At 72.1% G+C, this 23,919-nt stretch carries 24 protein-coding genes; 3 read left to right on the top strand and 21 right to left on the bottom strand.

All coding sequences use genetic code 11. The annotated features are described in order from the left end of the window. Positions 1-2: 2 nt before the first annotated feature. From ACFQU3_RS16385 to rpsB, 5 genes are all read right to left on the bottom strand, one after another. Positions 3-2,690 carry a DUF4153 domain-containing protein gene (locus tag ACFQU3_RS16385; RefSeq protein ID WP_385911636.1) on the bottom strand — a complete coding sequence of 896 codons (2,688 nt, stop codon included), beginning with the start codon at positions 2,688-2,690 and terminating at the stop codon, positions 3-5. Beyond that, entirely contained in the window at positions 2,687-3,424 is a 738-nt protein-coding gene (locus ACFQU3_RS16380; RefSeq protein ID WP_385911634.1) for a response regulator, read from the bottom strand. The genes ACFQU3_RS16385 and ACFQU3_RS16380 overlap by 4 nt, the downstream gene beginning before the upstream one ends. A 130-nt stretch (positions 3,425-3,554) precedes the next feature. Further along, a complete protein-coding gene (locus tag ACFQU3_RS16375) occupies positions 3,555-4,145 on the bottom strand; it encodes an antibiotic biosynthesis monooxygenase (protein WP_385911632.1) in 591 nt (196 codons plus the stop codon). 136 nt (positions 4,146-4,281) lie between these two features. Continuing rightward, positions 4,282-5,112 carry a translation elongation factor Ts gene (tsf, locus tag ACFQU3_RS16370; RefSeq protein ID WP_385911630.1) on the bottom strand — a complete coding sequence of 277 codons (831 nt, stop codon included), beginning with the start codon at positions 5,110-5,112 and terminating at the stop codon, positions 4,282-4,284. Positions 5,113-5,170: 58 nt separating this feature from the next. Further along, positions 5,171-6,127 (bottom strand): 30S ribosomal protein S2, encoded by a 957-nt coding sequence (gene rpsB / locus ACFQU3_RS16365; RefSeq protein WP_385911628.1) that lies wholly within the window; start codon positions 6,125-6,127, stop codon positions 5,171-5,173. Positions 6,128-6,414: 287 nt separating this feature from the next. Between rpsB and ACFQU3_RS16360 the strand changes: the two genes are divergently transcribed. The 3 genes from ACFQU3_RS16360 to ACFQU3_RS16350 all read left to right on the top strand — a co-directional run bounded on the left by ACFQU3_RS16360 (position 6,415) and on the right by ACFQU3_RS16350 (position 10,483). Continuing rightward, positions 6,415-8,331 carry a DUF6541 family protein gene (locus ACFQU3_RS16360; RefSeq protein ID WP_385911626.1) on the top strand — a complete coding sequence of 639 codons (1,917 nt, stop codon included), beginning with the start codon at positions 6,415-6,417 and terminating at the stop codon, positions 8,329-8,331. A 282-nt stretch (positions 8,332-8,613) separates the two neighbouring features. Next, on the top strand, positions 8,614-9,792 hold the full coding sequence (locus ACFQU3_RS16355) for a pyridoxal phosphate-dependent aminotransferase (RefSeq protein ID WP_385911624.1): 1,179 nt from the start codon (positions 8,614-8,616) through the stop codon (positions 9,790-9,792). Positions 9,793-9,943: 151 nt separating this feature from the next. Beyond that, positions 9,944-10,483 carry a M23 family metallopeptidase gene (locus ACFQU3_RS16350; protein WP_385911622.1) on the top strand — a complete coding sequence of 180 codons (540 nt, stop codon included), beginning with the start codon at positions 9,944-9,946 and terminating at the stop codon, positions 10,481-10,483. Between the two features lie 3 nt (positions 10,484-10,486). Here ACFQU3_RS16350 and ACFQU3_RS16345 read toward each other — a convergent pair whose 3' ends face one another. The 16 genes from ACFQU3_RS16345 to ACFQU3_RS16270 form a co-directional block, all read right to left on the bottom strand. Further along, on the bottom strand, positions 10,487-11,440 hold the full coding sequence (locus ACFQU3_RS16345) for a tyrosine recombinase XerC (protein ID WP_385911721.1): 954 nt from the start codon (positions 11,438-11,440) through the stop codon (positions 10,487-10,489). 188 nt (positions 11,441-11,628) lie between these two features. Further along, positions 11,629-12,726 carry a DNA-processing protein DprA gene (gene dprA / locus ACFQU3_RS16340; RefSeq protein ID WP_385911620.1) on the bottom strand — a complete coding sequence of 366 codons (1,098 nt, stop codon included), beginning with the start codon at positions 12,724-12,726 and terminating at the stop codon, positions 11,629-11,631. Positions 12,727-12,753: 27 nt separating this feature from the next. Beyond that, on the bottom strand, positions 12,754-14,316 hold the full coding sequence (locus ACFQU3_RS16335; RefSeq protein ID WP_385911618.1) for a YifB family Mg chelatase-like AAA ATPase: 1,563 nt from the start codon (positions 14,314-14,316) through the stop codon (positions 12,754-12,756). Then, the gene (locus ACFQU3_RS16330; RefSeq protein ID WP_385911616.1) at positions 14,316-14,681 is read right to left on the bottom strand and encodes a YraN family protein; all 366 of its coding nucleotides are present in this window, start codon (positions 14,679-14,681) and stop codon (positions 14,316-14,318) included. The genes ACFQU3_RS16335 and ACFQU3_RS16330 overlap by 1 nt, the downstream gene beginning before the upstream one ends. A 110-nt stretch (positions 14,682-14,791) precedes the next feature. After that, positions 14,792-15,112 carry a DUF2469 domain-containing protein gene (locus ACFQU3_RS16325; protein ID WP_030146655.1) on the bottom strand — a complete coding sequence of 107 codons (321 nt, stop codon included), beginning with the start codon at positions 15,110-15,112 and terminating at the stop codon, positions 14,792-14,794. Continuing rightward, entirely contained in the window at positions 15,109-15,879 is a 771-nt protein-coding gene (locus tag ACFQU3_RS16320) for a ribonuclease HII (RefSeq protein WP_385911614.1), read from the bottom strand. The genes ACFQU3_RS16325 and ACFQU3_RS16320 overlap by 4 nt, the downstream gene beginning before the upstream one ends. 17 nt (positions 15,880-15,896) lie before the next feature. After that, entirely contained in the window at positions 15,897-16,790 is an 894-nt protein-coding gene (gene lepB / locus ACFQU3_RS16315; protein ID WP_385911612.1) for a signal peptidase I, read from the bottom strand. After that, positions 16,790-17,536 carry a signal peptidase I gene (gene lepB / locus ACFQU3_RS16310; RefSeq protein WP_385911610.1) on the bottom strand — a complete coding sequence of 249 codons (747 nt, stop codon included), beginning with the start codon at positions 17,534-17,536 and terminating at the stop codon, positions 16,790-16,792. The genes lepB (ACFQU3_RS16315) and lepB (ACFQU3_RS16310) overlap by 1 nt, the downstream gene beginning before the upstream one ends. A gap of 42 nt (positions 17,537-17,578) precedes the next feature. Continuing rightward, entirely contained in the window at positions 17,579-17,953 is a 375-nt protein-coding gene (gene rplS / locus ACFQU3_RS16305) for a 50S ribosomal protein L19 (RefSeq protein WP_385911608.1), read from the bottom strand. Between the two features lie 206 nt (positions 17,954-18,159). After that, the gene (gene trmD / locus ACFQU3_RS16300; RefSeq protein ID WP_385911719.1) at positions 18,160-19,341 is read right to left on the bottom strand and encodes a tRNA (guanosine(37)-N1)-methyltransferase TrmD; all 1,182 of its coding nucleotides are present in this window, start codon (positions 19,339-19,341) and stop codon (positions 18,160-18,162) included. 47 nt (positions 19,342-19,388) lie between these two features. Then, entirely contained in the window at positions 19,389-19,916 is a 528-nt protein-coding gene (gene rimM, locus ACFQU3_RS16295; RefSeq protein WP_385911606.1) for a ribosome maturation factor RimM, read from the bottom strand. 129 nt (positions 19,917-20,045) lie between these two features. Continuing rightward, entirely contained in the window at positions 20,046-20,288 is a 243-nt protein-coding gene (locus tag ACFQU3_RS16290; RefSeq protein ID WP_385911605.1) for an RNA-binding protein, read from the bottom strand. A 2-nt stretch (positions 20,289-20,290) separates the two neighbouring features. Continuing rightward, entirely contained in the window at positions 20,291-20,785 is a 495-nt protein-coding gene (gene rpsP, locus ACFQU3_RS16285; RefSeq protein WP_385911603.1) for a 30S ribosomal protein S16, read from the bottom strand. Positions 20,786-20,981: 196 nt separating this feature from the next. Next, positions 20,982-21,911 (bottom strand): GNAT family N-acetyltransferase, encoded by a 930-nt coding sequence (locus tag ACFQU3_RS16280; protein ID WP_385911601.1) that lies wholly within the window; start codon positions 21,909-21,911, stop codon positions 20,982-20,984. Further along, the gene (locus tag ACFQU3_RS16275) at positions 21,901-22,989 is read right to left on the bottom strand and encodes an amidohydrolase family protein (RefSeq protein WP_385911599.1); all 1,089 of its coding nucleotides are present in this window, start codon (positions 22,987-22,989) and stop codon (positions 21,901-21,903) included. Before ACFQU3_RS16275 ends, ACFQU3_RS16280 begins: the two co-directional genes overlap by 11 nt. 37 nt (positions 22,990-23,026) lie before the next feature. Next, positions 23,027-23,908 (bottom strand): alpha/beta fold hydrolase, encoded by an 882-nt coding sequence (locus ACFQU3_RS16270; RefSeq protein WP_385911597.1) that lies wholly within the window; start codon positions 23,906-23,908, stop codon positions 23,027-23,029. Between the last annotated feature and the right edge of the window lie 11 nt (positions 23,909-23,919).

The following is a 23,919-nucleotide window of genomic DNA, read 5'->3' as shown; positions in this document are numbered from 1 at the left end:
CCTCACCCCCCGATGCCCTGCTTCAGCGCCGTCGAGCAGGCCGCCTGGTCGAAGCCCGGAAGGGGGTCGACGCCGAGCTCCCGGGCACGCGCGCGCCCGAGGTTCCACGCCAGGACGTCGTCGGCGCCGGGGAGGCCGTGGGCACTGATGACGCAGGCCGACAGGTCCCGCGGCAGACCGGCCCGGATGGTGGGCGCAGCGTCCGGGCCGAGCGTCGACAGGTAGTGCACGTCGAGCTTGCCCGTCGTGACGTAGCGGTCGATGTTGCGTTGGGCGACCCACGCCTCCGGGTTGACGAGCCCACCGACGAGGAGGAAGAGCGCCGCCGACAGCAGGGCCGCACGCGGCAGCCACCACCCGGAGAGCCTGACACCAGCGATGATCACGAAGACGACGAGGAGCCCCAGCCACAGCTCGAACCCGTCGACGAGGACGCGGAGCAGCGTGAAGCCGTACGCCTGCTGGTAGAGGTCCATCCGGTGCAGCGCGGAGCCGACGACAACGAGCGTCAAGGCGCACAGCGCCCCCAGCACGCCGCGCAGGACGAGCCGTTCGCGCGGCGTCTGCTGGGGCGCCTTGCGCACCGCGAGCGCGATCGTCGCGAGCGTGAGCAGGGTTGCAGCCGTGAGCTGCCCGAAGCCCTGGTGGACGTACTCGGCATACGTCAGGCCCGTCGTGCGCTGGACGTACTCGTGCCCCCCGAAGAGCGCGGCCGCCTGGGCCACGACGAACGCGACGAAGAGCGCGACCACGAGGCCGACCGGCACGACCCACTCCCAGACGCGCGAGACGGGGCGGCCGGTGGGAAGGGCGATGCGCTGCACCCTGGGCGGGTTGATCGCGACATAGGTCGCGGCCAGGAGCGCGCCGCCCATGACGAAGCCGACGAACGACCGGAAGATGAGGCTGTCCCAGTCGAACTCGGGGACGAGCGCGTTGGCCCACGACCCGAAGATCGCGTCGCCGGAAGCGAAGAGGCCGCCGAAGACGACGAGCGCCACGAGCGAGATCGCCGCGGTACGCACGACGGGCCACACGATGTTGACCCGGCTCGTCGCCGCGACGGTGCGACCGAGCAGCGGCAGCCCCCGCAGCGCCGACAGCGGCCACGACGCGAGGCCGGCCACCACCGAGAGCAGCCCCTTGGCGTCGGTGAGGGCGGTCGTCGTCAGCACGATCCCGACGAGGACGGCGAGCACCATGAGCCAGTCCGCGGCACGCAGGACCGAGAGCGAGATGAGTCCGACACAGAGGGCCGCCGAGACCATCGACCAGACCGTCAGGCGGCGCTGCGAGGAGCGCCAGACGACGGCGCCGCCCACGAGCAGCACGAGGAGCAGGGCGAGCCCCATGTCGCGCTCGGGCAGCACGATCGCCGACAGCACACCGACCGCGACCGACGCGAGGAGGAGCCTCACCTGGGGCGCGAGGCCCGCCTCGGGCCAGAGGTCGCCGAAGATCGAGTCGAGCACGGGCTTCTGCGCTCCCACCGGGACGCCGCCGGATGCCGTCGGGCTCGTCGGGCTCGTCGGGCTCGTGGGGGCGCCGGGCGGCGGCGTAGCCGGTGCGGGACCAGCGGCGGCGGGGATCGGGACGGGCACGGCGGTCTCCTCGGTGGCGGGTGTCAGCTGGGGGTTGGGGGACGCGGCGGCATACGGCGGTGGTGTCGGTGGTGCGGGTGGCGTGGGCTGTGGTGCCCGGGGCAGGACGACGCGCAGCCGCGCGCCCTGCTCGCCCTCGGGTGGGCTGACGGCCGTGACGGACCCGCCGTGCAGCTCGCACACCCAGCTGGCGATCGCGAGCCCGATGCCGGTGCCGCCGGCGTCGTCGTCGCCGGAGCCGAACCGGTCGAAGATCCGGCCGGCGTGTTCCGGTGGGATGCCGCTGCCCTCGTCGGCGACGAGGAACCACCAGCGGTCGGGGCCTTCCTCACCGGCGCTCACCGTGACACGGCCGCCGGTCGGGCTGTGCCGGTCCGCGTTGTCGAGGAGGTTGGCGAGCACCTGGTGGAGACGCGCCGCGTCGGCGGTCACCTGCAGGTCCGGCGGCACATCGACGACGTGGACGGTCCCGCGACGCGAGACCCCCGCCTCGGCGACGGCGCGCTCGACGAGCTCGCGGACGTCGACCGGTGCCAGCGCGAGCGGCACGCGTCCGCCGTCGACGCGGCTCAGGTCGAGCAGGTCGCCGACGAGGGCGCCGAGGCGCTCTGCCTGCGCGAGCGCGGTCCGCAGCACGGCGTCATCGGGACGGACCACGCCGTCGACGAGGTTCTCGAGGAGCGCCTGCTGGGCCGTGAGCGGCGTGCGCAGCTCGTGCGACACCGTGGCGACGAGCTGCCGGCGCTGGCGGTCGGCGTCGGCGAGGTCGGCTGCCATCGTGTTGAACGCGGCGCCGAGGGTGCCGACCTCGTCCGCAGAGGTCGCGGTGACGCGCCTCGAGTAGTCGCCGGTCGCCATCCGCGACGCAGCAGCGGTCATCTCGCGCAGGGGCGAGGTCATACCGCGCGACAGCCACTGGGTCACCCCGAGAGCAGCGACGACCGTGACCGGGATCGTGAGCCAGCCCGGGACGCCGGCCCGGTCGCCGATCTCCGCGACGAGCACCGCTGCGAGGATGCTGGCCGCGACGAGCAGACCCAGCTTGACCTTGATCGAGCGGATGCCGTCGAGGGGCCGGTCGGTGTTCACGCCTCGTCGACCTTCCCGGTCTCGAGGGCGTAGCCGACGCCGTGGACGGTGCGCACACGCGCACTGCCGACCTTGGCCCGCAGCGACTTCACGTGGCTGTCGAGCGTTCGGGTCCCCGTGGCATCGGCCCAGCCCCAGACCTCCCGCATGAGGTCGTCACGGCCGCGCACCGAGCCGGGCTCGGCGGCGAGCGCCAGGAGCAGGTCGAACTCGAGCGGCGTCAGGTGCACCTCGATGCCTCCGACGGAGACGCGGCGCGCGCCGCGGTCGACCGTGAGGTCTCCGACAGCGAGCACCGGCGGCTGCTCGGCAGCGAGCTCGCGGGCCCGCTCGACGCGGCGCAGCAGGGCACGGATGCGGGCGACGACCTCGCGCATCCGGAAGGGCTTCGTCACGTAGTCGTCGGCGCCGACGCCGAGGCCGACGAGCAGGTCGGTCTCGTCGGCCCGTGCGGTGAGCATGAGCACGGGAACCGGGCGCTCACCCTGGATGCGGCGGCACACCTCGAGCCCGTCGAAGCCGGGCAGCATGAGGTCGAGCACGACGAGGTCGGGTGCGTGCTGACCGTGCGCCTCGACGGCACCCGGCCCGTCGAACGCCTGGACCACCCGGAAACCCTCGGCGACAAGGCGATCGGTGACCGCCTGGTTGATCGTCGGGTCGTCCTCGACGACGAGCAGCGTAGCCTGTGCGGCCGGCGCGCCCGACGGTGTTGCCCTGTTCCCCTGACTCATGCCCCGAGCCTAGAAGTGGGTCTGCGGTCAGCGCGGGTGCGACGTGTGGAGATCCTGTGAAGGTGCCGGTCACGCGGTGACGACAGGGTCAGCCCGGCTCGGTACGCCGCCGTCGCCGGACGGGGGTGTCTCAGGCCCGCAACCAGCGCGCAAAGACCTTCGTGACGAAGGGCAGGAACGCGTACGTCATCCAGGGCGTCCCCACGAGCGTCGTGACGAGGACGCGCACCACGACGGGCCAGTGCTCGCTGAACGGCATGAGCAGGTACGTCAGGGCCAGGCTCGTCGGGAAGAAGGCGACCCAGATGACGCTCGCCTGCTTCCACCTCGGCGGCGCGGCCGGGCCGGCCTGACCGACGTCCTGCACCGAGCGGGAGGTCGGCTCGTCGAACCAACCCTCGATGCCGGTGCGGTACTCCGTGCGGCGGTGCTCGACGAGGTCGGCGGCCGAACGCAGCCAGCGGATCCGCTCGGGGGACCGTTCCCACGCGTCGAGGTGGGCGCGGGAACCGAAGCGGTAGAGCATGTGCCAGTCCTCGGTGCCCGAACGCACCCAGCCCGCGCCGAGGAATCCGTCGAACCGCTCGGCCATCGACGTTCCCGCGTGGACCCACGCCTGCATGAGCAGCTCGTCCTCTGGTGCGACGCGGCGCGTGATCGACACGGTCAGCGGACCGTCGTTCGCGGGCTCGGAAACGGGGGCGTCGGTCAGGGTGCTCATGGATCCTCCTGGTGGGGCAGGCCCCTCGCGTGGGAACCCGGGCCGGGATGCAACGATGCCGGCCGCCCCGACGGGGCGACCGGCATACGTCGTCGTGATGTGCGGTCTGCGCTACGACAGCGGTGAGGTCATGACCTCACTGGCCGACGCGGAAGCGTGCGAAGGACTTCGCCGTGGCGCCGCCCTCCTCGAGCACCTTGCCGACGGTCTTCTTGGCGTCCTTGGCGAAGGCCTGCTCGAGCAGGACGTTCTCCTTGAAGAAGCCGTTGACGCGGCCCTCGACGATGCGGGGAAGGGCAGCCTCGGGCTTGCCCTCCTCCTTCGCCGTGGCCTCGGCGACGCGACGCTCGTTCTCGACCGTCTCGGCCGGGACCTCGTCACGCGTCAGCACGGTCGGGCTGAACGCCGCGATGTGCATCGCGACGTCGCGGCCCACGGACTCGTCGCCACCCTCGAGCGCGACGAGCACGCCGATCTGCGCGGGCAGGTCGGGGCTCGTCTTGTGGAGGTAGGAGACGACCTTGTCGCCCTCGAGGCGCGCCACGCGGCGGATCTCGATCTTCTCGCCGATGGTCGCGTTGGCCTCGTCGAGCAGGTCCTGGACCGTCTTGCCGTCCTCGAGCGTGCTCTTGAGGAGCGAGTCGGCGTCGGTGGCCCCGGCGGCGACGGCCTGCGTGAGCACCTGGTCGGCGAGGGCGATGAACTTCTCACCCTTGGCGACGAAGTCGGTCTCGCAGTTGACCTCGACGAGGGTGCCGACGCCGTCGGTGGCCGAGGCCGCCACGAGGCCGTTGGAGGCCGAGCGGCCCTCACGCTTCGTGACGCCCTTGAGGCCCTTGACGCGCAGGATCTCGATGGCCTTGGCGCGCTCGCCCTCGGCCTCGTCGAGCGCCTTCTTGACGTCCATCATGCCGGCGCCCGTCTGCTCGCGCAGCGCCTTGATGTCAGCGGCGGTGTAGTTCGCCATGCTCTGTATCGCTCTTTCGTCAGATGTGGATGACTCGAAGTGGCTGGGCCGGAAGGGCTCAGGCCCTCTCGGCAGCAGGCTCGGCAACCGGGACCTCGTCGGCCTCGGCCTCGGCGACCTCCGGGGCGGCCTCGGCAGCCGGCTCCTCGGCAGCGGGAGCCTCGGCAGCGGCCTCGGCGGCGGGAGCCTCGGCGGCGGGAGCCTCGGCAGCCGGGGCCTCAGCGGTCTCGGCCGTCTGGGCGCCGGCAGCCGCATCGGCGTAGAGCTCGCGCTCCCACTCGGCCAGCGGCTCCTCGGCCTGGGCGTCGCCACCGGACTTGCCGGACGAGCGCTGGACCAGACCGTCGGCGACGGCGTCGGCCACGACCCGGGTCAGCAGCGTGACGGAACGGATCGCGTCGTCGTTGCCGGGGATCTTGTAGTCGACCTCGTCGGGGTCGCAGTTCGTGTCGAGGATCGCGATGACCGGGAGGCCGAGCTTGCGGGCCTCGTCGACGGCGAGGTGCTCCTTCTTCGTGTCGACGATCCACACGGCCGAGGGCACCTTGGACATCGTGCGGATGCCGCCGAGGGTCTTCTCGAGCTTGTCCCTCTCGCGCTTGAGGATGAGCAGCTCCTTCTTCGTGTAGCCCGAGCCGGCCACGTCGTCGAAGTTCAGCTCCTCGAGCTCCTTGAGGCGCGTGAGGCGCTTGGAGATCGTCTGGAAGTTGGTGAGCATGCCACCGAGCCAGCGGTGGTTGACGTACGGCATGCCGACACGCGTCGCCTGCTCGGCGATGGGCTCCTGGGCCTGCTTCTTCGTGCCGACGAAGAGGATCGTGCCGCCGTGGGCGACGGTCTCCTTGACGAAGTCGTACGCGTTGTTGATGTACGTCAGCGACTGCTGGAGGTCGATGATGTAGATGCCGTTGCGCTCGGTCATGATGAAGCGCTTCATCTTGGGGTTCCAGCGACGGGTCTGGTGCCCGAAGTGGACGCCGCTCTCGAGGAGCTGGCGCATGGTGACTACGGCCATGCCGTGTTCTCCCTAGTTCCGTTGTTGTCAGTTCTTCGTGGGCGGTGCACCGCTGGGCGGTCACGTGCGAGCACGTGAGCGGCCACACGGCATACGGCCTCACTCCTGGCGCCTGACGCACCCCGCCCCACGCTGCGGTGGGGACTGCTGTGGTGTGACCCGGTCCGGCGGACCGGCAGAAGACGCGCGAATTTCGGTCCCGCGCGACGCGCACACGTGACCGCCGACCATCGTACGGCCTGACCCGGGTCGTCGGGAAATCGGGGCGACCCGTCACAATGGCCCGCATGGCGCACTGGGTGGAGACGGTCCCGGCCTTCGTGGTCCTCTCGCTCGTGCTGTTCCTCCCGGGCTGGCTCGTCGTGCGCGCTCTCGGGGCACGAGGGCTCGAGGCTCTCGCCGTCTCCCCCGCCGTGTCGGCCGGGCTCATCGCCGCCTTCGCGACCGTCGCGCAGCGGGTCGGCATCGCGTGGGGGCTGCTGCCTCTCGTCGCCGTCACGGCCGCCGGCGTGGCCGTTGCGCTCCTCGTCATGCGGCTCAGCGGGCGGCACGACCCCGGTCTCGGCGCGGCCAGGCGCTTCCTCGGGCGGCCTCGCCCAGACGCCGTCGTCGCCATCCTCATCGGAGTCGCGCTGGCCCTCGCGACGATCCTGCCGGCGATCGGGCGCCCCGACGAGCTCGTCGACAGCCCGGACGCCGTCTACCACCTCGACCGGATCAGGACGTTCCTCGAGACCGGCAACCTCTCCATCGCAAACCCCACCTTCTACCCCAACGGGTTCCACGCGTGGATCGCGACGAGCCTGCAGACCGGGGTCGCCGACGTGCTGCCGGGGACCAACGTCGCGACGATCGTGCTCGCTGCCGTGGTGTGGCCATTGGGTGTCGTGGCCCTCGTTCGCCACGCGCTCGGCACGTCGCGGCTGGTCACGTATGCCGCCGGGTTCGCCTCGGCGGCCTTCATCGCCTTCCCGACCATCCTCCTGGGGTGGGGCGTGCTGTGGCCGAACCTCATGGCGACCGCGCTGACCCCCGGGGCGCTCGCCCTCATGCTGCAGGCGGCACGCTCCGGGCGGCTCGGTCAGTGGCTCGGCTTCGTGGCCGCGATGCCGGGGCTCGCCCTCATCCAGCCCAACGCGCTGGTCGCACTCGTGCTCTTCGCGCTCGTCTGGTTCGTCGCGGCACGGCTGCGGGCCGGGCTGCTGCGACACCTCGGCTGGTGGTCGGTCGGGCGTGACCTCGCGGTCGTCGCGGTGGTCTGCGTCGCCGGGCTCGTGGCGGCGCCGGTCGTGTCGGCCAGGCTCGCGTCGACCCAGTCCTACGAGTGGACCAACCGCGTCTCGATCTGGACCGCCCTCGTCGAGGTCGTCGGGGGCCGGCTGCAGATCCCCGCCGTCCTCTGGGGTCTTGTCGCGCTCCTCGCCCTCGGCATCGTGTGGATCGCGCTCCGAGCCAGGGCGGCACTGCCCGTCGTCGCGATGTGGGCTGCGTGCGTCACGCTCTACGTCATGGCCGCATCGTCGACGGAGTCGTGGACCGCCCTGGTCACGGGTTACTGGTACAACGACAAGGTCCGGCTCGCGTCGCTCGCCGCCGTGCCCGGCGTGGTGCTCGTCAGCGCGGCAGCACCGATGCTGCGCGAGCTGCTTCGCCGCGTGCCGTGGGTCGGGTCGCGGCCCGTCGCTGCCGGGCTCGTGGCGGTGCTGCTCGTGCCGGTCGTGACCCTCGGGCTCAACGGCGGCACCCGCAGCCGGATGCTCACCGGCTTCTTCCAGCCGAGCGACCCGAAGAAGGTCATCCTGTCGTTCGAGGCGCAGGACTCGCTGCGCCGGCTCGCCGACCGGATCCCCGACGGGCAGGGCGTCGTCGGTCGGCCCGAGAACGGCTCACCCCTCATGTGGGCGCTCTTCGGTACGAACACCCTCTACCGCTCGATCCCCATCCCGACCACCGGCGACGAGATCGTCATCGGCACCGGCTTCAACGACCTCGCCCACCGGCCCGACGTCTGCGAGGCGCTCGCTCGCCACGACATCCGCTGGGCCATCGACTCCCCGCACGTTTACTGGCTCGACCGGCCGGAGCGGTCCTCGGGCCTCGAGGACCTCGGTGACGTGGACGGCCTCGAGCGGGTCGCGACCGACGGCGACTACACGCTCTACCGCGTCACGGCCTGCGGACTGGGGGCTGCGGCGGGCGCCTGACCGTGCCCTTCGCATACAGTGCAGAACGTCTTCTCATACCCATTCTGGACATCTCGTAACACTTCGAGCCCGGCGAGCGATGGTGAGGCTGGAGATCCCACCGGACCCCCTGACCAGGTGGGATCTCCGCACGCGGGGCGCCGGCGAAGACCCTCCACAGACGCGCCGGCCATCGCGTGAGAGCCCCCGCCCCTGCCCGGGCGGGGGCTCTCCGCCGCTCTGTCCGTGTGACCTGCGGGAGCGGGGCGTCCTCGGCGGGTCAGGGACTCGTAGGCTCGGGCCATGAGCTCGCCGCTGATCTCGCGCATGCAGCCCTTCGGAACCACGATCTTCGCCGAGATGTCGGCGCTCGCCGCGCGGACCGGGAGCATCAACCTCGGCCAGGGGTTTCCCGACACGGACGGGCCGGCGCAGATGCTGGCCGCGGCCAAGGCGGCCATCGACGGCGGTCGCAACCAGTACCCACCGGGTCAGGGTGTCCCCGAGCTGCTCGAGGCGGTCGCCGCCCACCAGGAGCGTTTCTACGGCATCCGGCTCGACCCGACCTCACAGGTGCTCGTCACCGCCGGAGCCACCGAGGCGATCGCTGCCGTCGTCCTCGCGCTGTGCGAGCCGGGCGACGAGGTCGTCACCTTCGAGCCGTACTACGACTCGTATGCCGCGACCATCGCCCTCGCCGGCGCCACCCGCCGCACGTCGGTGCTGCGCTTCCCCGACTTCGCGGTCGACGAGTCCTCGCTGCGGGCGGCGTTCTCGGCGCGGACCCGACTCGTGCTGCTCAACACGCCGCACAACCCGACCGGGAAGGTGTTCACCCGCGCCGAGCTCGAGCTCATCGCGAGCCTGGCCCGAGAGCACGACGCCTGGGTCGTCACCGACGAGGTCTACGAGCATCTCGTCTTCGACGACGCCGAGCACGTGCCGATGGCGACGCTGCCCGGGATGCCCGAGCGGACCATCACGATCAGCTCGGGCGGCAAGACGTTCTCGGCCACCGGCTGGAAGGTCGGCTGGCTCTCGGGCCCGGCCGAGGCCGTCACCGCCGCGCGTACGGTCAAGCAGTTCCTCACCTACGTCGCCTCCGGCCCGTTCCAGCCCGCCGTGGCGCTGGCGCTGGGTCTCGATGACGAGGTGTATGCCGACCTGCGCGGCTCACTGCAGGCCAAGCGCGACCTGCTGTGCTCGGCGCTCGAGGCCTCCGGCCTCTCGGTGTCGCGTCCGGCGGGCACGTACTTCGTCATCGCCGACGCCGCGCCGCTCGGGGCGGTCGACGGGCTCGAGTTCGCCCGGCGGCTGCCCGAGATCGCGGGGGTCGTCGGCGTCCCGGTGTCGGTCTTCCACGACGACATCGACGCTGCACGGACGCTGGTCCGGTTCGCGTTCTGCAAGAAGGACGAGGTCCTCGTGGAGGCGAGCCGCCGCCTCGCCGCTGCCGGAGCCCGCACCGTCCCACTCGAGTGAGCGCGCGCTCCTCGTCGAGCGCCCCCTCGTCGCACCCTCGCACGCGTCGCACGCTGGACTGATGTCCACACCTCCGTTGGACCGGCGTCGTCGGTCCACAGGCGGCGGCGTCGTCCTCGCGCCCGGAGGCGTGGCGGACGAGCATGGCGGCATGTCGATCGGGTCAGCCCTCCTCGGCGCGGTTCTCGCCGTGGCCTCCGTGACGAACGCCGGAGTCGCCCCGGTCGCGTCCCCCGGCTCGTCCCTGGCGAGCGAGCATCCGGTCTCCGAGGCGCCCAGGCCAGGACGGTGGGGGTGGCCCCTCGACCCACGGCCCGAGGTGGTGCAGCGGTTCGACCCACCGGACCGGCCGTGGCTGCCCGGCCACCGCGGCGTCGACCTCGCTGCCGCCGCCGGCCAGTCCGTCGTGGCGCCGACGGATGGGATGGTGACGTGGAGCGGGGTCATCGCAGGCCGCGGCGTCGTCGTCGTGAGCCATTCCGGCGGGCTGCGCAGCACCTTCGAGCCGGTGACCGGCGCGCCGGCGATCGGCACTCCGGTCGCTCGCGGGGCGCGCGTGGGGTCGGTGGCGGCGACCCCCGGTCACTGCGCGCCGCGGACCTGCGTGCACTGGGGCGTGCTGCGCGGTGAGACCTACCTCGACCCGTTGTCCTTCGTCGGCCGGGCGCGGGTCGTGCTGCTCCCGCTCTGACGCTCAGGCGCGCGGGTGGGCCTGCTCGTAGCTGCGCCTGAGCCGCTCGACGGACACGTGCGTGTAGATCTGCGTCGTGGCAAGGCTCGCGTGACCGAGGATCTCCTGCACCATGCGCAGGTCCGCGCCGCCCTCGAGGAGGTGGGTGGCCGCGCTGTGGCGCAGGCCGTGCGGCCCCAGGTCGGGCGCGTCCGGCAGGTGTGAGAGCAGCTCGTGCACGGCCGACCTGACCTGCCGGGCATCGACGCGTCGACCGCGGCGACCGAGGAACAGAGCCGGCCCGGAGTGTGCACCGGCGAGCCGCGGACGCACCGCCAGCCACGTCTCGATGGCGCGACCGGCTGGACGCCCGAAGGGCACGATGCGCTCCTTGGCGCCCTTGCCCATGACCCGAACGACCCCCTGGGAGAGGTCGACGTCGTCGACGTCGAGGGCAGCGAGCTCGCCCACGCGGATGCCGCTCGCGTACAGCAGCTCGAGGACAGCGCGGTCGCGGACGTGGATCGGGTCCTCGTCGTCGGCGCGGGTGGCCGCGAGCTCGAGCAGCTCGGTCGCCTCCCCCTGTCGGAGGACTCCGGGCAGGGTCGAGTGCCGTTTCGGGGCGACGAGCCGGAGCGAGGGGTCGCTCGGGATCCGCCCCGTGTGCTCCGCCCACTTGAGGAAGGTTCGGGCCGAGGCCGCCCGACGGGCGAGCGTCGCGCGGGCCGCGCCGGCATCGGCCTGGACGCCGAGCCAGGAGCGCAGGTCGCCGATGCGCAGGTCGGACACCTCCTCGATCCCCCGTGACGTGGCGAATGTCAGCAGGTGACGGACGTCGCCGAGGTACGCGCGCCGCGTGTGCACGGAACGCCCACGCTCGGCGCCGAGGTGGCGGGAGTACGCGTGGAGCAGCTCCGCGTGCCGCTCGAGCACGTCGGGGCCGACCTCCGTCGTGGCGTCCGCCACAACCTTCGCCACTTCCGTCACTCCCGCACCATCGCAAACCCTCGGCCGCAAGGCAAGCAGCGCGGTCGGCCGCTCCGGTGTGACCACCTGCGGAGAGACCTTGTGCGACAGCGCGGCCCCGCCATCCTTCGGGCCCGCTCCCGCCCCGGCGTGCTTTCGGACCCTCGGGCCCGTGGCCGACCCCGCCCGTCCCCGCCCCCTCAGCCGGACCGTCGCTGGGGCCGCTTGCGCCACGTGCCGGCCGACTCCGCCACGAGACCGAGCCGCTCGAGCCGGCCGAGGGCGGCACGCACGGTCAACGGCGCGTGTGCGGACGAGCGCACGATGGCGTCGAGCGTCAGACCGGACCGGAACGGCACGGCATCGAGGACCACCGTGTCCACGGGCGGGAGGTCGTCCTCCGGACGGCTGGGTGCCCGAGCGGGCTCGCACGCGTCGGCTCCGATGTCGCCGATGAGGTCGATCACCTCGTCGACGGACGTGACGAGCACGGCCCGCGCCTCACGGATCTCCTGGTGACACCCGGCGGACGTCATCGACGTGACGGGCCCCGGCACGGCCCCCACCGGCCGACCGGCCTCGATCGCGTGCTTGACGGTGTTGCGCGACCCCGAGCGAAGGTCGGCCTCGACGACGACCGTGCCCCGGGTCATCCCGGCGATGAGCCGGTTGCGCGACAGGAAGCGGGTCTTCATCGGTGCCGAGCCCGGGGCCACCTCCGAGACGACGAGCCCGTCCGCCGCGATCCTGGTGAGGAGGGCCGCATGGCGGGACGGGTACGGGCGTTCGACGCCACCGGCCAGGACCGCGACGGTGGCCCCGTCGACGGCCAGCGCGCCGCGATGAGCGGCTCCGTCGATGCCGAAGGCGGCGCCGGAGACGACGGCCCAGCCACGCCTGGCCAGTCCGGCCGAGAGATCGGCTGCGAGCTGCTCTCCGTACGCCGTCGCCGTGCGCGAACCGACGACGGCGACCGAGCGCTCGACCGTCTCGGCCAGGTCGAGCGGGCCGCGGACCCAGAGGCACCACGGCGGCACCGGGATGGAGTCGAGGCGTTCGGGCCACTCGTCGTCACCGGGAACCACGACGCGGGCACCGACCTTGGCGGCGATGTCGAGGTCGCGTTTCGTGTCGAGGGCGGTGACCCTGGCTCGGAAACGCGCCAGGCGGCCGGCGCCGGCGCGCACGCGCTCGAGGGTCTCCACCGCGCCCACCGTGCGGACCAGGGTGTGGACCTCGGCATCGCACGGCTCGACCACCCGCGACAGGGCCGCACGCGCGAACCGGTCAGCGTCCACAGCACACCTCCGTGCGGATCCGGTGGCTCATGCGGCCACCCCAGCACGGTGACGCAGCGACAACGCGAGGTCGACCTCCTCGCGTCCGGGTCTCTGGAGCCCCATGAGGTCGGCAATGGTCCAGGCACAGCGCAGCGTGCGGTCGTAGCCGCGCAGCGTGACGGCGCTGGTCTCGAGCGAGCGGTCGAGGGTCGTCGTCGCCGAGGCGGGCAGCCGCCACGGTCGGCTCCGCAGCACCGACCCCGGCACGTCGGCGTTGACGCCACGGCGGCGCTCGAGCACCTGACGCCAGCGCTCCCCCTGCGCGGCGCGGGCCGCCCCGACGCGGGCAGCGACCACGGCGGTCGGCTCGCCGCCCGACGCGCCAGCCATGGACAGCCCCGGAGGCTGCACGTGCACCTGGAGGTCGACCCGGTCGAGCAGCGGGCCGCTCAGCTTGCCGAAGTAGGAGCGCCGCATCATCGGCGTGCACGTGCAGTCGAGTCCCTTGCCCCAACCGTTGCCGCAGGGGCACGGGTTCGCCGCGAGGACGAGCTGGAAGCGCGAGGGGAACGTCACCGTCTCCTGTGCGCGGGCGATGGAGACCAGGCCGCGCTCGAGCGGCGTGCGCAGCGACTGGAGCACGCCCTTGTCGAACTCCGGGGTCTCGTCGAGAAAGAGCACACCGCGATGGGCCTGCGTGATGGCGCCCGGACGGATGCGGCCCGAGCCGCCCCCGATGACCGCGGCCTGCGAGGCACCGTGGTGGGGCGCGACGAACGGCGGGTGCGTGATGAGTCGGACGTCCTCGCCCGACCCGAGGGCGCCCAGCACCGAGTGGATGGCTGTGACCTCCATCGACTCGGCCTCGTCGAGCGGGGGCAGCAGTCCCGGCAGGCGCTCGGCGAGCATCGTCTTGCCGGCGCCCGGTGGGCCTGCGAGAAGGAGGTGGTGTCCTCCGGCCGCGGCGATCTCGAGGGCGAGCTTGGCGTCCGCCTGGCCGACGACCTCGCTGAGGTCACGGGCCTGCTCGGGCGGGACGGGCTCGTGGAGCGGCACGCGCACCTCGCCGACCGGACGGCCGTTGCCGAGCGCGTCGTAGCGACGGACGAGCTCGGTCACCTCCGCGACCGGGTGCACGCGCACGCCGGCGACGAGCCGCGCCTCACCGGCGTTGGCGACGGGCACGACGACGTGCCGCACACCCGCCAGAGCCGCAGCATGCACGAGCGGCAGCACACCGGGCACCGGACGCACCGTGCCGTCGAGCCCCACCTCGCCGATGTGGACGACGTCGCGCACGACGTGACCCGGGACGTGCTCCATCGCGGCCGCGACTGCGACGAAGATGCCGAGGTCGAAACCCGTGCCGACCTTGCGCTCGCCCGCCGGTGACAGGTTCACCGTGACGCGGCGCTGGCTCACGACCATCTTGTCGATGAGCGCGGCAGCCGCCTTGATCCGGTCCGACGACTGCTTGACGGCGGAGTCGCCGAGCCCGCTGATCGCGAAGCCAGGCAGTCCGGTCGTCACGTGCGCCTCGACCTCGACGACGAACCCGTTGACCCCGCGGAGCCCGACCGAGCGTGTGCGCCCGAGCCCGACACCCATCAGCACACCCCACGCAGGTGCTCGAGCCGGGCCCGTCCGGACCGTGGCCGCAGGATCGAGATGACGTCGATCCGCAGGGCGAGACCGCGGGCCGACTCGGGGTGCTCGTCGCGCCACAGGCCGGCGAGGCGTCGCAGCCGTCGCTGCTTGCTCCACGTCACCGCCTCGAACGGCGCGCCGAAGGCCTCGGTCGTGCGGGTCTTGACCTCGCACACGACGAGGTCGGTGCCGTCGCGGGCGACGACGTCGATCTCACCGCGCACACACCGCCAGTTGCGGTCGAGGATCGTCAGGCCCTGGGCGAGCAGGTAGCGGCAGGCGAGGCGTTCGCCGTAGTCACCGAGGGCGCGGGTGGAGAGGTCCATGCCGACCACCCTCGCGCCCCGTCGCGCGGCCGGCAGGAGCGAGGGCGAGGCTGTGGACGCCGAGGGTCCCGCCGTCAGGGGGTGTGGACGACGCCCACACCGTCACGGCCTCAGGAGAAGTCGCCGCTCTCCGGCAGCTTGATGTCGGGCTTGGGCAGCTCCTCGACGTTGACGTCCTTGAAGGTCACGACGCGGACGTTCTTGACGAAGCGGGCCGGACGGTAGATGTCCCACACCCACGCGTCGGCCATCGTGACGTCGAAGAAGACCTCACCACCGTCGCTGCGCACCTTCACGTCGACGGAGTTCGCGAGATAGAAGCGCCGCTCGGTCTCGACGACGTGGGTGAAGAGGCCGACGACGTCGCGGTACTCCTTGTAGAGCTGGAGCTCCATCTCGGTCTCGTACTTCTCGAGATCTTCCGAACTCACCTGATCGCCGTCCCTGTCTGCTCTGCCGTGATGGCCACCGGAGCGAACGTCTCCGTCCCCTCATTCAACACCTCGACCGGCGTGTCGGAGTACACGCCGGGCAGACGCCACGAGCGCCGGTGAAGCTCGCACGGCCCGAGCCGAGCCAGCGCGTCCATGTGCTCGGGTGCCGAGTACCCCTTGTTGAGCGACCAGCCGTATGCCGGGTGCTGCTCCGACAGCGTCACCATGAGCCCGTCGCGCTCCACCTTCGCCAGCACGCTCGCCGCCGCCACCGACGAGCACTTCAGGTCGGCCTTGATCATCGTCGTGACGGGCGGTGTCGTCGGCCCTGCCTCGTCGGCGAAGGCGAGCAGCCCCACCTCGGTGGGCGCCGTGAGCCAGTCGTGGTTGCCGTCGAGGATGACGAGGTCGGGCACGACGCCGAGCCCGTCGAGGGCGCGGATGCCCGCGAGGCGCAGTGCGGCCATGATCCCGATGGCGTCGATCTCCTCCGGGCTGGCGTGCCCGACGGCGTACGCGACCGCCCAGCGCTGGATACGTGGCACGAGGCCGCGGCGTGCCCGCTCGGTGAGCAGCTTGGAGTCCTTGACGCCGATCGGGGCCGACCGCACCTGCTCGTCGATGACGACGACGCCGACGCTGACCGGCCCGGCGAGCGCGCCCCGGCCGACCTCGTCCATTCCCGCGAGCAGCCGGTGCCCCGAGCGCTGCAGGGCACGCTCGACCCTCAGCGAGGGCTTCTTGGACGGGACGGGACGAGGCACGGGCACTCCGGCTGCTCTCAGCTCGCGACCTTGGTCGTCGAGGCGCTCGGCTTGCTGCCCGGGGCCGGGTTGACCGTGGCCTTGCCGGTGGGCCTGGTGCTCGGTGTCGCGGGCGAGGGCACCTCGGAGAAGGTCCGCTCGGGAACGCCAAGCCACGTCACGTGGTCGATCGGCCACACGACGAAAAGCGCCCGACCGACGATCTTGTCCATCGGCACCGACCCGGTGGCCCCCGTGCCGTCGTCGTGCCACCGGCTGTCGGACGAGTCGGAGCGGTGGTCGCCCATCACCCAGACCCGGCCGGCCGGCACGACGACGTCGAACTTCTTGCCCTCGCTCGGGGCGTCGCCCGGCTTGACGTACGGCTCGGTGATCTCGACGCCGTTGACCTTGATCTCGCCCGAGTCGCCGTCGGCTTCGACGTGGTCACCGGGCAGCCCGATGACCCGCTTGATGAGGTGGTTCTCGGAGTCCTCGGGGAGCAGGCCGACGAACACGAGCGCGTCGTGGAACGGCCCACCGACGGTGCTTCTCACCTCACCGGCGCCGCCGAGCCACGGGCTGGGCACACCGGGGTCCTCGAAGACGACGACGTCACCGCGCTTGAGGTCGAACGGTCCGGGCGTCAGCTTGCTGACGATGACGCGGTCGTCGCGCACGAGGGTGTTCTCCATCGAGCCCGACGGGATGTAGAACGCCTGGAAGAGCCACGTCTTGACGATGAACGAGAGCGCCATCGCGAGGACGACGACGATGACGAGCTCCTTGATCCCGGCCAGGAGCGTGGCCCCGAACCCGCGCGGCTCGTCGTCGAAGTCCTCGTCGAGGTCGTCGAACTCGTCGGGTTCGTCGGTGTCGTCAGCAGGGCGCCCGCGCGTCGGGTCCTCGGGGCGTCCGGTGTACTGCGACATCACTCACCATTTCGTGGGACGGGGGCAACGTGTCCTGGGTCGACCGGTCCCAGCCGATCGAGCGGCCAGTATCGCACCCAGACCTTGCCGATGATGTCCCGCCCGGGCACCATGCCGCCACCCGGCTCGCCGAGGTGGGCCCGGGAGTCGGCGGAGGCTCCGCGGTTGTCGCCCATGACCCAGAACCGGTCGGCTGGGACGGTCACGTCGAAGGTCGTCGCGCTCGGGCGCTGGCCTGCCGCCACGTAGGGCTCGGTCACGGCGACACCGTTGACCTCGAGTCGCCCGTCGGCGGCGCAGCAGCGAACGTGGTCGCCGGGCAGGCCGATGACGCGTTTGACGTAGTCGGTGGGCTGCCCCTTGCCCGCAAGGCTCTCGACGGCCTCGACGACCGTCTGGAGGATCCCGCGCTCGGGCACGTCGAGGTTGAACGCCTCAGAGGCGTCGAACACGACGATGTCGCCGCGCCGGAGCTCGTCGGGCGAGCTCGTGCGGTCGACGAGGATGCGGTCGCCGACGAGCAGGGTGTCCTGCATCGACTGGCTCGGGATGCCGAACGGCGTGACGAAGAAGGCGCGCACGACGACGATCCCGAGCAGGAACAGCGCCGGCCCGAGCAGCCAGCGGTGCCGGCGTGCTGCGGCATGCGCCCGGGACGGACGCGCCGGGGACGGTGAAGGCGCGGCGGAGCCCCGCTCTGAGGCCGTCCCGGACGTGGTGTCCGGGAGGGCCCGCTCGGGGTCCACCGCGCCTCGCGTGGTCAGACGGACGTCTGCGTCAGCAGGTCGTCAGCTCTTCGAGTCGGCCTTGGCCGGCACCGTCTCGCGCTTCTCGCGGATCTTGGCCGCCTTGCCGCGCAGGCCGCGCAGGTAGTAGAGCTTCGCGCGGCGCACGTCACCGCGGGTGACGACCTCGATCTTGTCGATGATCGGGGTGTGCAGCGGGAAGGTGCGCTCGACGCCGACACCGAAGGAGATCTTGCGGACCGTGAAGGTCTCGCCGACGCCACCGCCGTGGCGACGGATGACGACGCCCTGGAAGACCTGGACACGCGAGCGCGTGCCCTCGATGACCTTGACGTGGACCTTGAGCGTGTCACCGGCGCGGAACTCGGGGATGTCCGAGCGCAGTGATGCGGCGTTGATGTCGTCGAACGTGTGCATGATGCTTCACTTTCCTGGGCGCCACAGGTCACCTCGTCACAGATGTGGGTCGCGTCCGCCGGGCCGCGTGGGCCACCGGGAGGACTGCTGTCCCGAGGTGGTGACCCGACTCCCCCTGTGGCAGGGGCCGTCGTGTGCCGGACGCAAGGAGCAAGTCTGCCAGAGCACACGGCATACCGAAAATCGGCGCCCCGCCCTGGGCGGCGTCAGCGGCGGCGCTTGACGAGCGTGACCGCCCCCGGGATGGGCGCGCGTGCGTCGACGAGGCGGTAGCCGGCCTTCTTGTACATCCTGAGGTTGTCGCCACTCTTCGCCCCGGTGTTGAGCGAGAACGTCCGTATGCCGTCCGGCGCGGTCGCCTCGGCGTGCTCGAGCAGGCGTCGGCCGAGTCCACGACCCTGCAGGTCGGGTGCGACGCAGAGCCGGCCGATGAACCAGTCGTCGTCGCGACGCGACGTGCGGACGGCACCGACGAGGCGGCCCGCGCTACGGGCGACCCAGGTCTGCGTCGTGTCGAGGCTCGCCCGGACGTCATCGAGACTCTCGCGCAGCGCCGGGATGTCGAGGGTGTCGTTGGCCACCGCCTCCTGCACCCAGCAGGCACGCATGAGCACGTGCAGCTCGGGCACGTCAGCGGGCCTCGCCGCGACGATCTCGACTGTGGTGTCGGTGAGGGGGGCGTGCGACGTATGGAGCAGGTCGGGTCGACGCGCGGCTGTGCGGGAGAGGCGCTGCTCGTGGCGCCACGACGCGATGGCGGCGTGGTTGCCCGACAGGAGGACCTCCGGCACGTCGCGGCCGTTCCACGTGCGCGGCTTCGTGTAGATGGGGTACTCGAGGAGGCCGTCCTCGTGCGACTCCTCCACGAGGGACTCGGCGTTGCCGATGACGCCGGGCACGAGCCGGACGACCGCCTCGACCATCGCGAGGACGGCGACCTCGCCGCCGTTGAGGACGTAGTCGCCGAGGCTGACCACCGAGACCTCGAGTCCGAGGTCCTCGCGGGCGTGCTCGTAGACGCGCTCGTCGATGCCCTCGTAGCGGCCGCACGCGAACGCGAGCCACGGCTCCTGCGCGAGCTCCCGGGCGAGCGCCTGCGTGAACGACTGTCCGCCGGGCCCCGGGACGATGAGGTGCGGCTTGGCCCCGGACGGGTTGTCATGTGCGAGAACGTGGTCGAGCGCCTCTGACCACGGCTGCGCCTTCATCACCATGCCGGCTCCCCCGCCGTACGGGGTGTCGTCGACGGTGCGGTGCCGGTCGTGCGTGAAGTCGCGCAGGTCGTGGACGCGCACGTCGAGCAGGCGGTCCTCGCGGGCCTTGCCGATGAGCGAGAGGTCCAGCGGGGCGAGGTAGTCGGGGAAGATCGAGACGACGTCGACGCGCATGCAGGGCCGACGGGCCGCCGACGCCGCCCCGGGGGTCACTGCATCGGTCACTCGGTGCCCTCGCGGTAGAGGTCGAACAGCCCGGGTGGTGCGTCGACGACGACGTGGTCGTCGGCGACCGTCGGCACGATCCGCTTGACGAAGGGCACGTAGGCCGTGACGCCGTCGGTGAGCGTGATGACGAGGCGGTCCTGCGCCGGGCCGATCTCGAGGCCGCTCACGCTGCCCAGCCGTTCGCCCGTCGTGTCGCGCACCTCGAGCCCCACGAGATCCTCCTCGTAGAAGGCCTCCTCCTCCACCTGGGGCGCGGACTCGGGCAGCACGAGACGCGTCCCGCGCAGGCCCTCCGCGCCGGTGCGGTCGGGGATCTCCTCGAAGGTGATGAGCCAGATGCCGCGGTGCACCCGCGTCGAGGCGATGGTGAGGGCCTTCGGGACGCCGGTGCCGGGCTCGGCCTCGGTCGCGATGACGTTGCCGACGGCGAAGCGCGTCTCGGGGTCGTCGGTGTGCAGCTGGACCGTGACCTCTCCCCGCAGACCGTGGGGCTTGCCGATGCGCGCGAGGACGACGTTCATGAGCCGAATCCTCTCAGGTTTCGCGATGCCCGCGGCACCGCCATCCGGGACGCGCCCGGGGATGCGAGAAGGGCGCCCCGGTCGGAACCGGGACGCCCCTGTCGATGACGTCGACGAGTCGGGTGGCTCTCAGCGCACGCGGTCGGTGTCGACGATGTCGACGCGCACGTTGTTGTTGCCGGCGAGGGCGCCCACGACGGTGCGCAGGGCGCTGGCGGTGCGGCCGGAGCGGCCGATGACGCGACCGAGGTCATCGGGGTGGACCCGAACCTCGAGCATGTCACCGCGGCGCAGCTCCTTGCGGCGGACGACGACGTCCTCGTCGTGGTCGACGATGCCCTTGACGAGGTGCTCGAGCGCCTCCTCGAGCATGCTCAGGACTCGCTCTTCTCGGAGCTCTCCGTGCGGTCCGCCTCGAGCTCGTTCGTGACCTGGGCCTCGACGACGTCCTCGACGGCCTCGGCATCGACCGTCTCAGGCTTGGCCTCGACCTTGGGCTCGGCCTTCTTGGCGGCCTTCTTGCGCGGCGTGGGGCCGTCGGTGCCGGCGTCGTTCTTGCCACCGGCGGCGGCGACAGCGGCCTCGTAGAGGTCCTTCTTCGGGGTCTTCGGCTCCTTGGTCTGGAGCTTGCCCTCGTCGACGATCTTGATCAGGGCGGCGACGGCCTCGGTCGGCTGGGCGCCCTGGCTCAGCCAGTACTTCGCGCGCTCGAGGTCGAGGTCGATGAGCGACGGCTGCTCGGTGGGGTGGTACTTGCCGATCTCCTCGATGGCACGGCCATCGCGCTTGGTGCGCGAGTCCATGACGACGACGCGGTAGAACGGGGCACGGATCTTGCCCATGCGCTTCAGACGGATCTTGACGGCCACAGTGGCGGTCTCCTCAAATCGGGTAGTGAGCGCGGCAAGACCGGCCATGAACCAGCCGGGGAGCCGACACTCGTGTGTAGGCGTCCGGTCCAGCCGAGAGGGGGCCGGACGGGTACAGCCCTCCATTCTGCCAGACCCGAAGGGGTGCTCATGACACGTCCCCCACCGGGGGGTCTGGCCAGAGGCGCCGCGACCCTCAGGCGTGCGCGGCGCGGACGGCGAGCGCGTGGCGCACGACCTCCCGCTTGGAGACGTCGAAGGCGGCCTCGAGGACGGGCACTGTCGATGGGTCGAAACCCGCGCGGGCCAGACCCATCCGCAGCTCCGGTCCGGTCAGGCGGCACTCGACGACGCCGCCCACGGGCGAGGCGCGCAGCAGCTCGAAGAGGGTCGCGGGGCTCGCGACCGTCGACGAGGAGTAGAGCGGGACACCGAGCTCGGCGGCGACCGCCACAGCCAGGCTCGTGCCGCCGTAGGCGCCCGCGCCCGAGACGACGCAGGCGATCCGCCGGTGGCCATGGGGCCGGTAGGGCACCGCGGGCCAGTCGGTCGACAGCATCGTGAAACGCTCGTGGTCGCGCCAGGCGCGTCGCCCGTCGGGCCCGGGAAGGTGCAGGAAGTGCCGCGAGAAGCCCTCGTGGACGAAGCCGAGCGAGCGGACGAGCCCGGCCGAACGGTGGTTGGACGGCTGGATGTTGGCCTCGACCCGATGCAGCCCCATGCCGAGCGGCGGGTCGGCGAACATGAGGTCGATCGCGAGCGAGAGTCCCTCCGAGAAGAGGCCGCGGCCGGCATACGGGTCATACGAGTCGTAGCCGACGGTCGCGCTGCGGAAGGCGCCCTCCACGACGTTCGCGACGTTGATGCGACCGACCAGGCCGTGCGACCCCTCGGGGTCGCGGGCATGGACCATGAACGTGCGGTACGTCGGGCCCTGGTTCTCGAGGACGATCGGCAGGTTGTGCGGGTTGGGCATCGCGAAGTCGGCCAGCCGCCGCTCCGAGAGCGTCACCGCCTCGGCGTATGCCGCCGCGTCGGCGGCTGTGGGCGGGCGCACCTCCACGCGGTCGCCCACCGCGGTCAACGGCGTACCGGCAGGCCCGCCCACGCCCAGGTCACCGGACAACGCGCCCTCGCAGGATGATGCCGAGCGGGTCGGCGACGACAGCGACGTCGACGCGCGGGTCGGACGCGTAGACGACGAGGTCGGCGTCCTCCCCCTCGACGATGCCGGGCCGGCCCAGCCACTCACGGGCGCCCCACGTCGCCGCGGACACGACCTCGTCGTTGCTGAGTCCGGCCTTCGTCAGCTCGACCATCTCCTGCGCGACGAGGCCGTGCGGGAGGCTGCCGCCCGCATCGGTGCCGACGTAGATGGCGACCCCGGCCTCGTGGGCCGCGCCGATCGTGGCGTACCGCCGCTCGTGGAGGTCCAGCATGTGTCGGTGGTAGTCGGGGAACCTCTCCTTCGCCGGGGCCGCGACGACCGGGAACTGGGCGATGTTGACGAGGGTCGGCACGATGGCGATGCCCTGGGCCGCGAACGTGTCGATGGAGTCCTCGCGCAGGCCGGTGGCGTGCTCGATGCAGTCGATTCCGGCGGCCGCGAGATCGTGCAGGGACTCCTCACCGAAGCAGTGGGCCGTGACTCGGACGCCCTCCTCGTGCGCGGCCGCGACCGCGTCGGCGACGACCTCCCGGGACCAGCTCGGCGCGAGGTCGCCGACGTCACGGTCGATCCAGTCGCCGACGAGCTTCACCCAGCCGTCGCCGCGATGCGCCTCGAGCCGGACGTGGCGCACGAGCTCGTCCTCCTCCACCTCGTGCGCGTAGTTGCGGAGGTAGCGGCGGGTGCGAGCGATGTGGCGCCCGGCGCGGATGATCTTCGGCAGGTCGTCACGCTCGTCGACCCACCTCGTGTCGCCCGGCTGCCCGGCGTCGCGGATGAGGAGCGTGCCGTGGTCGCGGTCCGTGACCGCCTGCCGCTCGGCCTCCTCGCGCGGGACCTCGCCGTTGGGTCCGAGCCCGACGTGGCAGTGGGCGTCCACCAGGCCGGGCAGCACCCACCCCTCGACGGTCTGGACGTCGGAGCGGTCGGCGGGCGGGGTGAACGACACGCGTCCCCCGATGACCCACAGCTCGTCGACGACCTCGTCGCGCCCGACCAGCACGCGGCCGCGGACATGGAGCACCGGTGCACTCATGGCACCGACCCTAACCTCCGACATGCGCCCGCCGGCCTCAGGCTGTGGCCAGTCGGAGCGTCGTGAGGATCTCGGTCCAGTGCGGCATCAGGGTCGCGAGATGGCCCGCGCCCTCTCGCAGGACGAACGTCGGTCGGGCGAGCCGGTCGCGGAGCCACCAGCCGTGCTGGAGCGGCACGAGCTGGTCACGCTCGCCGTACCAGAGCCACACAGGCGCCTGCACCGACGAGAGCTCGAAGTCCCACCCCGCCGCGAAGGCCAGCGAGTCGCGCGACGCGCCGCGGAACGTCGGCACCGCGTCGCGCAGGTCGCTGGCCCACGGCTCGAGCATCTCCGGTGGGAACGCGGATCGCTCGGCACCGGGCGCCATCGCCGAGAACCGGTCCACGACCTCGGCGTCGCTGGCGCCGGGCGAGGTGTCCGGTGGCGGCCCGAACAGCTCGTCGTTGAGCGCCACCGCCGCCGCGACGTCGCCGGCGAGGGCGAGGCGTACGGCCGGGTCGTCGGTGACGCGCGGGTCGAGCTGCGCCAGCGGGCCGACGCCCGCGACGACGCCGACGGCGCGGACACGGTCGGGGGCGAGTGCCGCGGTGGCGAGCGCGTAGGGGCCCCCGCCGGACGCCCCGAGCGTCGCGAACGAGTCGGCGCCCAGGAGGTCGGCGAGCTCGAGGGCGTCGCGGGCGACGCTCGTCAGGGTGGTGGCGGCGTCGCTCGACGCGCCGTAGCCCGGTCGCGAGAACGCGACGAGGCGCACCCCGGCACGGCGAGCGGCGCCGTCTCCGAGCGCAGCCTGGAGCCGACCTGCAGGCGTGCCGTGGAAGTACACGACCGTAGGGCCCTCCGCGTCACCACCCACCCACGTGTCGAGGCGGCGGCCGTCTGCGAGCCCATGCCAGCCGAGCCCCTTGCCCGTGATCACGTCCCGAGCGT

Origin of the sequence: Terrabacter sp. GCM10028922, from assembly GCF_042666095.1 — a bacterium.
Lineage (GTDB): Bacteria > Actinomycetota > Actinomycetes > Actinomycetales > Dermatophilaceae > Terrabacter.
The sequence above is the reverse complement of the archived record's forward strand: the minus strand, read 5'-3'. Positions and strand labels throughout refer to the sequence as shown.